Genomic DNA, 8,456 nt, shown 5'->3' on the forward strand with positions numbered 1-8,456 from the left:
TCAATCTTGTTAGTTTTGATTTTGTCGGTATCTAATCAATTGTAATTTTGACAATACTAAACCCCTTATTATTAATAAACTTTTAAACGTCCTCTTATTTACCTTTTTAGTAATACTTAGAGAATGTTCTTCAAGCTGGTATATTAAGACTTATATATATATAGTTCATTCCTTAATAAATTTATCCTATTCCTCACCTCAAAAAGCCATATAGCAATTCCCAAAAAGCGTGAGATACAAAATTCCCTGGTTTTAGGGAACACTTAACTGGGAACACTTAACTGGGAATAGGAAGTAGGGAGTAGTAATTCTGGTTCTGTAGGAATAAATAAAGAAGAAAAACAACTGTACTTCATTAGCTTGGGAAACGCTATAAGATACTTTATACCTCCTAGATAGACTAGATACTTTACCGAATAATCAAGGTTTAAAGCCTCTTCTTTTAAGGATAAAAAGCGGTCGTTTGCGGAGCATGGAGTAGGATGGGATGGATGGTTTACCTAACCATATCCAATCGACCAAGAGAAGAAAAAAAAATCATTTTGGTCAATCCTATCCGTTTTAAGGAGAAGTAATTATTAATTATTAATTGTTAATTGTTAATTATTAATTATTGAAAAATATCTTCTCAGACTTTTCGCAACTTCCGATTAATATCTTCAACTTTTGCTAAAAAGTTGCTAATGTTACAGGCTTTTTTTGAAATTAAAGCACTTTTTAGGATGGTGAGCTACAGTGTAGTCTTAATCTTAATCTTCTGTTCCCTGTTCCCTATTCCCCTAAAATTCCATACCTCATCAAATAGTAAATATAGTAATTAACATTCATCTATTAACCATCAGCTTTTTTCTTCTTCTGTCATTGTTTCATATCGAAAATTAAAAGTATGGGGAAAACTAGATCAACTGATATTATCTCCGGTAGAATACTGATAAATAAATAATGGCGAGAGAAGATAGAGTTATTTTTCGAGGGCTAATTGACAGGATATGATATAAATATTAGTTCTATAATCAATAATTAACCAGATTTTCAGATAACTATCAATTGTTTCATTTGTACCTATAAGCGGATAATTATGGAAACTACTACTGCTGCCCTTAAAGAATGGAATGTCGCTGTGAATGCTTTAGAAAATGGCAACACAATTATGTTACTAAGAAAGGGTGGAATTAGGGAACAGGGGGGTAATTTTACTGTTGCACATCAACAGATATTACTCTACCCAACTTTTGAACATCAACAGTCAAATTTACTCAAATCAAAATATGCCAACCAGGTGCAAATTGTAGATTCTGGTTGGCATCCTGAAAAAATTAAAATTAGTAGTTTTGCTGAGATTACTAATGTTTTACCAGTAACTGATAAGTCTATTTTAAACAAGTTGTTTTTCTACCATATTTGGAATGAAAAATTTGTCAGCGATCGCTTCAACTGGAAACCCCAACAAAGGCTTTATATTTTACTTTTGAGAACTTATAAACTTTCTCAAGTTTATGAGATTTTTTACCGCCCTGAATATAGTGGTTGTCGTTCTTGGATTGAGTTAGCTACACCAATAAATATTACCGACTTAGTTCCTGTTTTAAATGATGATACTTATCGGAGCTTATCCTCAGAAATTTGTCAATTTTTTACAGAGTAAACGCCGTGTGCAACTTTTTCCAACCGACGAAATTTAGGGAGTTGTGAGAACCAGACTTTCCGCTCTTGACCCAGAAACGCTGATTATTCCGTAGAAAGTTGCACATCGCGTAGAGTAAATAATTAGGATTGGTATGTAAATAAACAGCAGTCAGCTATTAGCCATTAGTTTAAATAATTGATTAACATAATAATGATGATAATGATTGGATTAGTGGGGATAAGAGAAATGACTCACTACTGGGTAAACAAGGCTCTGATACGGTTAGAAGTGGTTTGGGAAATCATACTATACATGCAGGAAAAAGTTATGATTTGGTCAGAGGAGAAAATGGAAACTACTTTCTCAAGTATAATCCTAGTAAGGCTTTCATTCTTAGCATATAAATTCGTACCATTACTAAAAAGTTGCTAAACCCATATCATAGTATTTGAAGACTGAGCAAATATCTAAATAAGGAACAAATTGTAAATTTTTAAGTCTAAAATTTTTAGGTATTAAAGGAATTTTCAGCCAATATTATTAAGGCTCAAACTGATAGGAATATTCTCTATAAATATCTATATAAGTCTATAGCAATCCGCCCATAGGTTGCGGGTAATCAAAAAGTAGATAAAAAAACGAAACTCTCACCTATTCATTGTTCCCAGTTAAGCGTTCCCTAAAAGCGGTAAGATTTTTATACACAAACAAAATAGGATTGCTATATCAAAAGAAAATCACCGTAGTAAGATTGCAAAGGATCTATGAGTTGTCAAAAAACAGCCATAAAAAAGAAAACCAGTCTTATAAATAGACTGGTTACACCATTCATTTTTTATACTTAATATCAGTACATAAGACTGTACAAATATCAAAATAAACTAATTTTTTTGCTTTACTAATTAAGTCATAAAGGAAACGAAAATATATACAAACATTTTCAACCATTGAGGAACTAAGTTTACCTATATTCTGGTTTCCCTTAGTTCAAATAATGGTAGGAAACTTATGAATTTTCCCCCAGAATTAGTATTAATTTTAGATATAACTTAATGGCAGAATATTAACATATTAATGATTAGTCTGGCGTGGAAAAAAAGAGCTTTACCGATATATTGGAACATCTTAACCTATAGAGGGGCTAGTAATTTAACAGAACAAAAATCAGTAATTCGTCCAGTATTAAAACTATTAAAAAAATACCAAATAATGAGCGCAACAGATTTACATTAGTATTGCATAAATTAACAATAAAAGGTTTGAATTTGCCACTCTAATAACAAGGCACGACACTGAAGACAAGTTAAATCCTCAAGTAAACTAAGAATACCTGATTTTGTGGTAGGATAGACAGCGCCCAATAATTCGTTGGATATTGATACTGTGGAGTCTATTTTGGCAACAAAACCGTAAAGTTTTTGATTAGAAAATGAGCTATTAATTGCCCATCCAGTGGTATTGAGGGGACTAAGATGAATAATTGCTGCTTCTGTTATTCCTAGTTCCCGCTGTAAAATTTTTGGCACTGCTGCTACTGGTGTTTGTCCAGATGGCACTCTACCACCAGGAAAATCTAAAGTTTTCTTTCCCAGACCAGGGCGATATGTAGCAATAGGTAATAATAACTCCTCGGATTGAATCGTTAATATAATTACAGAATCAGCCTTTTCTACCCGCCAATAATCAATAATTTGTCCTTGCTTATCTTGCAAATGTTCGCCAATTAAGGTCAACCAAGGAGAACGAATTTCGACAAAACTGTTTGGGTTTTCCCAGGAATTTTTGTTAGTAATATTCATATTTAGTAATCAGTTTTTATTGTACGATTTAAAATAATAAAATTGGCTTAAATAAATTATGCATACCCATATTAATTCTCAATATCTGCATCTGGAAAATGCTCGGATTCATTACCTAGAAACTGGCCAAAAAAATGCAGTTAGTGTCTTGTTGCTACATGGAGCAAGTTTTACTGCTCAGACATGGCAAGAAATAGGTACTCTCAATCTTTTGACTATGCGAGGTTATCGAGCTGTTGCAGTAGATATTCCTGGTTATGGTCGTTCCCAAAGAATATCAGTTTCTAGCTTAGGTTTTTTGCGAGAAATATTAAATAATTTAAACTTAAATTTGCCAATTTTAGTATCTCCTTCTATGAGTGGCAGTTATAGTTTGCCTTTTGTGATTAATTATTGCGATAAACTAGGAGGCTTTGTCGCAGTTTCCCCTGTAGGAATTGAGCGTTTTCAGGATGAATTAAAAGGGATTAATTTACCAACATTAGCTATTTGGGGAAGTAACGATCGGATAGTACCTGTAGCACAAGCTGATTTGTTAGTAGAATTAATGCCAAATTCTCAAAAAGTTATCCTAGATGATGCTGGCCATGCTTGTTATATGAGAAAAACTGAAGATTTTCACAAACATTTAATTAAATTTCTTGATACTTGTAGAAGTTAGTTATCATATAATATCAACTGCGGATAATTAGTTATAAGTAAAATATCTTATTTTTGGCTATAGAAAGGCTATAGTAGAAAGATAAATTATCTTAAATTATCGTCTATTCCTTACTTTTATACTCTTCCTCTCTAAAAATTATTTATAAGTAATAAGAGTGAACTTGATATAAATATTTAGGAGCTGGTTAAAATAGAAATATGAAATGATTAAAATTTAACAAAAATGTCCGCCTAATTTTAGTTAGTGGTGAGAATGCCCAACTATAAGTTTAAGGTAACTATTTCCGTTTCCGTACGGGAATGCTTCGCAAACAGCTATTAGCAATCAGCTCTGATTTTTTTTAGGAATTAAGTAAGGATTTGTTTAAGAACACTTATATTAACTGAATAGCTACTTATTTATCCTAGAAATTATCTGAAATATATCAATAAATGATTTCTTTCCATCAAGACAAGACGAGCTTCAAAAATTAATAATTAATAATTAATAATTAATAATTATTAATTAATTATTACCTCTCCTTGAAAACGGATAGGATTGACTAATCATGAAAATTTTTTCTTCTCAAGGGGAGATTGGATATGGCGAACTTCGGAGCGGCTCTGCACTCTTCGGGAAACCTCGCCATCCCATCCTACGGAAAGCTGCCTCTTGCTACGGTAGCTCTCGCTAACGCTTTTCATCTCGCGCAGCGAAACGCTTTTCATCTCGCGCAGCGAAACGCTTTTCATCTCGCGAAGCGAAACGACCGCTTGTTTCTCCACGGCGAGTGAGAGACTTTAAACCTTAATTATTCGGTAATTAATTATAATACTAAATCCGATCGGAGTAAGGAGATATTCAGAAAATTCCAAATCTTTGCCTGATAAGGATTTGGATATTTAGGTAACTATCCTATAATAACCGGATTTGCTATAATAAGTGTTGAAGTTCGCAGTTCCGACCCAGGAGGAAAGCTAAAAGCTGACCGCTGTTTACATAGTATTCCGCAGGAAATGCTGACAATTTAACTTCTGACTTCTTCAATCAATATCTATCCCTAAACCCCCCTAGTATCAAGGTCATAATTTGGTATTTTCTTAACTCAATGATAGTGAAAGAATACGGTTTATAAAAAATTTATTCATGGAGTTTTCTGCTTAATATCATCTCCGGATAATTAGTTATAAATAAAATATCTTGTCCTGACTATCAAGGAGAAAGAAAAGGAATGTATTTCGATTTCTTTCCTACTCCGACTGCTATTTTATTCCACTTACGCTGCTTTCCTACTACCTTAATAATAAGTATTCAACCGAACATGATATAATAAAATCCTTCTGCTAGTGATTTAAGGATGAATACTACCATCTGGCATTATCGCACCTTTGAGGTCAGTATCTCGGAAGTTTGCACTCTCCAATTTTGCTCCGCGAAGATTGACACCACGAAGATTTGCTCCCCGTAAATAAGCTTTGCTGAGGTTGGCATTAGTTAGATTGGCACCCCGTAAGTCAGCACCTTCGAGAGAAACTTCGCTGAGATTAGCATTCTTCAAGTAAGCACCTAATAAATTAGCATTTTCTAAGTGGCCACCTTCGAGATTAGCACCTTCTAAATCGGCATTCTCTAAATTAACAGCGCGATAACTATGACCTTTTTGACCTGCGAGTACAGTATCTTTGAGATTAGCTTGTTTTAACTTGGCACCCTTGAGGTTGACACCATCCAACTTAGCATTTTCCAAATTGGCATTTTCCAGATTAGCATTCTCTAACTCAGCACTAAATAAATTTGCACGCCGGAGATCAGCATTTTTCAGGTTAGCATTTTCTAGCTTGGCATAACCTAGATTAGCTCCCCAAAAATTAGTATTTTGGAGGTTTGCTTTATTCAGGTTGGCATCCCAAAGATTAGCATATCCTAGATTGGCGCCCCAGAGGTTTGCAGAATGTAAATCTGCGTACCGGAGTTTAGCGCCTCTGAAATCAGCATCTGATAAGTTAGCATTTGACAAATTAATTCCTGCCAAACTTGCTTTCCATAGTTCTGCATCTTTGAGAAGGGAATTATTAAGGTCGGCACCATCTAGACTAGCATCTTTGAGGTTAACATTCTTCAAGTTGGCATAGGCTAAATTAACATTACTTAAGTCACACCGAGGACACTGACCTGTTTGTAATAGCACTTGTTGCAAATGTTGTTTTCTCCCATTTGAACGAGATACTTCTAGTTCGTGCCGAGTTCTTAACCATTTATTTTCACCCCAGGTTGTTAGTGCTGCGATGGTACTATAAAGTGCCATCAAACATAAACCAATTGTTGCTACTCCAGTAAATATTTTCTTGGGTTTTTGCCTGCCAAATTGCATTTTTTGAGTTGTTTTATTTTCTGAATTACCAAGATATTTTAGGCTTTTGAGGGCGATTTCAGCATTGGGAAACCGAGATTTTAGGCTTGGTTCCACCATTTTTTCTAGCCAATTAATAAATGCTGGTTCTACTTTCGGCAGCAATTTTTTGAAATTAATTCGATAGTTATCATTGATTAACTTACCAATATCGCTAGATTTTGTATTGGTTAACAAACAGATTAAGGTTGCACCTAAACTGTACAAATCTGATGCTTCGGTTAGTTCCCGGTTAAACAACTGTTCCGGTGGCATAAATCCTAGAGTACCTTTGACTGCACTACTAACTGCTACATTGCCATACCCACTGCGAGCAAACCCAAAATCTACTAGGTAAACTTTTAGTTGAATACCATTTCGTTCAACTAAGATATTTTCTGGTTTAATATCCCGATGAATAATTGGTGGTACTTGCTTCTGTAGATAGACTAAAACTTCTAATACTTCTTGAGCAATTTGTTTGATTTCTGCTACTGTCCAAAGTTGGGTTTGGGCAAGAGAGGGAGCATTTTTGTACTCTTGCACTAAGCAAAAGCCATTTTCTGTCTCAAATGAATCGAGATAACGGGGAATACTAGGGTGATTTAATTGTTCTAGCAGTTCAATTTCTCTATAGTAACTTTCGTATTCTGCCCAATTGGCAAATTGATATTGTTTTGTGACAACGGGTGTATCGGTGGTAGTATCAGTTGTTAGATAAGTAATTCGACCTCCAGTTTGATTGCAACCTAGTTCTTGTTCAACTTGATAACGTTGGTTAAAAAATTCTGGGAGATTCATCATAATTAGGGATTTTTGTTGATAATTAGTACATTAAGCAGGAAGTTAACTTTGACAATATTGTAGCGTAGAGTTAGTTGTTACATATCTGTTCCAAGATACTGATACAAAACTGGAAAAATCTTTATAAAGACTATATAATCGATCTTTGATAGTCTCTTCCTCCTATTATTACCTTTAGGTTATCAGTATTAGAACTTACGCAAAATGACGTATTTTTGTCATTACGTTCCCGTAGTGTGTCCGTTGGAAGAAACCCTTCTGTCTTCTGTCCAGCAAAAGACCTCTCCGGAAAAGAGGGATTCATTAATGGATAATGCATAATGGATAATTGATAATTGATAATTACCTCTGATTAAAACCGCACGGGAATTGAATATAAGGAATATTGTCTTTGTTTTACCCTTAAAAGGGGAGGCTTCAAGGCGCGAATTATTTAATTATTAATTATTAATTATTAATCTTCGATAGGCAGTAGTAGGGACGTTGCATGCAACGTCCCTACTTTGTAGGGGGAAAGAATTGATGATTTTTGCGGGTGGGATTGATTTGATTTTTGATTATCACCAGATGTCTAAAGTAGACTTCTTGCAGAAGTCAGGGAATAGGGAATAGGGAATAGGGAATAGGGAGATGAAATTGTTAATTTTAGACCTTGAATTTATTTAATTAAAACTTTTGCAAGAGGTCTAGTCTAAGTATTCAGGCGGACATGATATTATTACTCAACCGGAAAGGTGTAACAATTTTTAATGCTCTGAGTGGAGCAGGTATGACTCTATGGTTTAGTTTCGCAATAGAAGTAGTAAAAAAAATGTGGTCAATTTTTATACATTTATTTTTTGACATAAAAAAAGCAATTAAATTTTATTGAACAATTAAATTACATAGAAAATTGCTTAAGTTTGGTTGAGTTTATCACTTTTTTTATCGTGTCTATCTTTACTTGTTGTCTGAAAATTTTCCGATTCTGCCACAGATAGAAACTTTTTTTATACCAATTCACTTTAAAGATGTCACAAATAGTTTCAAACTTTAAATGTCAAATAATTACCTCAAACCTTTCTCTTCTCAAAGTTTTTAGCCTATCAAATCTAACTTCTGAATTCAGAATTCTGAATTCAGAATTCAGAATTCTGTGAAATGGTATTACTATAGACAAGTATGATATTATAAGAATAGCAGTTTATTAAGTTG

The 8,456-nt window shown here is 33.9% G+C and carries 4 protein-coding genes and 1 pseudogene; 3 read left to right on the top strand and 2 right to left on the bottom strand.

Translation table 11 applies throughout. From position 1 onward, the window contains the following. Positions 1–1,078 precede the first annotated feature (1,078 nt). Positions 1,079–1,645: a DUF1802 family protein gene (locus tag F6K22_RS22635; RefSeq protein WP_293103006.1), complete on the top strand. Its 567-nt coding sequence runs from the start codon at positions 1,079–1,081 to the stop codon at positions 1,643–1,645. A 203-nt stretch (positions 1,646–1,848) separates the two neighbouring features. Then, a pseudogene (locus tag F6K22_RS42375) lies at positions 1,849–2,031 on the top strand (hypothetical protein); the annotation flags it as partial. A gap of 840 nt (positions 2,032–2,871) precedes the next feature. On the opposite strand, the gene F6K22_RS22640 reads toward F6K22_RS42375, so the two are convergent. Next, positions 2,872–3,426: an NUDIX hydrolase gene (locus tag F6K22_RS22640; RefSeq protein ID WP_293103010.1), complete on the bottom strand. Its 555-nt coding sequence runs from the start codon at positions 3,424–3,426 to the stop codon at positions 2,872–2,874. Between the two features lie 58 nt (positions 3,427–3,484). Here F6K22_RS22640 and F6K22_RS22645 point away from each other — a divergent pair, with 58 nt between their 5' ends. Beyond that, a complete protein-coding gene (locus tag F6K22_RS22645) occupies positions 3,485–4,087 on the top strand; it encodes an alpha/beta fold hydrolase (RefSeq protein ID WP_293103013.1) in 603 nt (200 codons plus the stop codon). Between the two features lie 1,333 nt (positions 4,088–5,420). Here F6K22_RS22645 and F6K22_RS22650 read toward each other — a convergent pair. Continuing rightward, positions 5,421–7,262, bottom strand: coding sequence for a serine/threonine-protein kinase (locus F6K22_RS22650; RefSeq protein WP_293103016.1), 1,842 nt, complete (start codon positions 7,260–7,262; stop codon positions 5,421–5,423). Positions 7,263–8,456: the final 1,194 nt, after the last annotated feature.

Source organism: Okeania sp. SIO2F4, assembly GCF_010672385.1.
Classification (GTDB): domain Bacteria; phylum Cyanobacteriota; class Cyanobacteriia; order Cyanobacteriales; family Microcoleaceae; genus Trichodesmium.

What these genes read in the sequence shown, in the direction of transcription:
- F6K22_RS22645 (WP_293103013.1), top strand. Translation starts at nt 3,485, where the DNA reads ATGCATACCCATATTAATTCTCAATATCTGCATCTGGAAAATGCTCGG.
- F6K22_RS22635 (WP_293103006.1), top strand. Translation starts at nt 1,079, where the DNA reads ATGGAAACTACTACTGCTGCCCTTAAAGAATGGAATGTCGCTGTGAAT.
- F6K22_RS22640 (WP_293103010.1), bottom strand. Translation starts at nt 3,426, where the DNA reads ATGAATATTACTAACAAAAATTCCTGGGAAAACCCAAACAGTTTTGTC.
- F6K22_RS22650 (WP_293103016.1), bottom strand. Translation starts at nt 7,262, where the DNA reads ATGATGAATCTCCCAGAATTTTTTAACCAACGTTATCAAGTTGAACAA.